We start from the raw sequence: 1465 nt of genomic DNA, 5'->3' as shown, positions 1-1465 counted from the left end.
CGTGCCTTCCGCGTCACGTACTTCATGCCCTACGGCGTTCCCGGCGTGATCGCCGCGCTGCTCTGGGGCTTCCTGTACATCCCGGCCACGAGCCCGGTGCTGCAGTCGCTCGGCGCGGTCGTCATCGTGACCCAGCAGTGGTGGCTGCTCGCCGTCGGCGCCGTCGCCATCGTTGCGGCCTGGTTCTACACCGGCGGCAAGCGCCCCTACGGCTACTACGGCCTGGGCGAGCTGTTCGTGTTCGTCTTCTTCGGCCTCGTGGCCACCGCAGGATCGGCCTACGTGCAGGCGCTCGACGTGAACTTCGAGGCGTGGCTCGGCGGCGTCGGCGCGGGGCTCATCGCGTGCGCGGTGCTGATGGCCAACAACCTGCGCGACGTCGCGCAGGACAAGGCCGCGGGCAAGCGCACCCTCGCGGTGCTCGTCGGGCCGCTCGCGGGCCGCATCCTGTTCGTGGTGTTCATGCTCGTGCCGTTCGCGATCGTGGTGTTCTTCGCGCTGTTCTACCCCACGGCCTGGCTCGTGCTGTTCGGCCTGCTGCTCGCACTGCCGGCGTCGGCGATCGTGCTGTGGTCGAAGACGCCGCGCGAACTGCTGCTCGCGCTGCAGCTCGCCAGCTTCACCGCCCTCGTCTACGGGGTGGGCTTGGGACTCGCGTTCGGGCTCTGACCGTCGATCGCGGCGTCCTCCTCCTCGTCGTCGGCGCGGGTGACGGGCGCCTCGCGGTGCCGGGCGCTGTAGAGGTCGGTCGACATCGACTCCCGGGCCCGACGCAGGAAGATCAGCGACGCGCTCAAGCCGAACAGGGCGGCGACGGCGGCGGAGATCCACGGGTTCACGCCCACGGCGAGCAGCACGGCGAGCGGCACCGCGAACAGCAGGATGCGCAGCGCGGTGTACCAGATCCAGACGGGCACGGATTTCACCTTGACAGTGTAGGTCGCCGCCGCTGAGCGCTCTCACAGCCGCAGCGGCCCCTGACGCGCCTACACTGATGGAATGGCCCGGCTGCTCTTCGGACTCGGCGTCGCCGCCGTGATCTTCACGATCTACGCCGTCGCCGACTGCGCGTTCTTCGATCGCTCGCGCATCCGCGGGCTGCGTCGCGGCTGGTGGATCGTCGTGATCCTCATCGTGCCGATCATCGGCGGGCTGCTCTGGTTCATCATCGGCCGCGGACGGGCCAACCGGGTGGGGCCGTCGCGAGGCGGCGCGATCGCCCCCGACGACGACGCCGACTTCCTGCGACGCCTCCGCACCGACGCCGAGCAGGACGAGCGCATCCGCCGCCTCGAGCAGGAGCTGGCCGAACTCGACGATGCTCAATCTACCCGTTGAGCATGCTCAACGCAACTATTGCGCGTGGATGGCGCTGACGAGGATCGCCCGGGCCGGACTGCCACCCACCCGGCCCGGCTGGCTCGATCCGCACTGGCGGTCGATCGCTGCTTGAAGTAGACGACCT

General features: G+C 69.6%; 3 protein-coding genes. 2 read left to right on the top strand and 1 reads right to left on the bottom strand.

Features of this window, described 5'->3' with window-relative positions:
• Positions 1-669, top strand: a 669-nt coding sequence (menA, locus tag GH736_RS22860; RefSeq protein WP_159607302.1) for a 1,4-dihydroxy-2-naphthoate octaprenyltransferase, incomplete at its 5' end; no start/stop codon positions are given.
• Here the strand turns inward: menA and GH736_RS22855 are convergent.
• Positions 633-926, bottom strand: a complete 294-nt coding sequence (locus tag GH736_RS22855) for a DUF4229 domain-containing protein (protein ID WP_159607300.1) — start codon at positions 924-926, stop codon at positions 633-635. The two genes, menA and GH736_RS22855, sit on opposite strands and share 37 nt — an antisense overlap.
• Before the next feature lie 73 nt (positions 927-999).
• Here GH736_RS22855 and GH736_RS22850 point away from each other — a divergent pair, with 73 nt between their 5' ends.
• A complete protein-coding gene (locus GH736_RS22850) occupies positions 1000-1338 on the top strand; it encodes a PLDc N-terminal domain-containing protein (protein ID WP_159607298.1) in 339 nt (112 codons plus the stop codon).
• The last annotated feature ends 127 nt before the right edge of the window (positions 1339-1465 follow it).

The organism is Agromyces humi (assembly GCF_009720255.1).
Lineage (GTDB): Bacteria > Actinomycetota > Actinomycetes > Actinomycetales > Microbacteriaceae > Agromyces > Agromyces humi.
The sequence above is the reverse complement of the archived record's forward strand: the minus strand, read 5'-3'. Positions and strand labels throughout refer to the sequence as shown.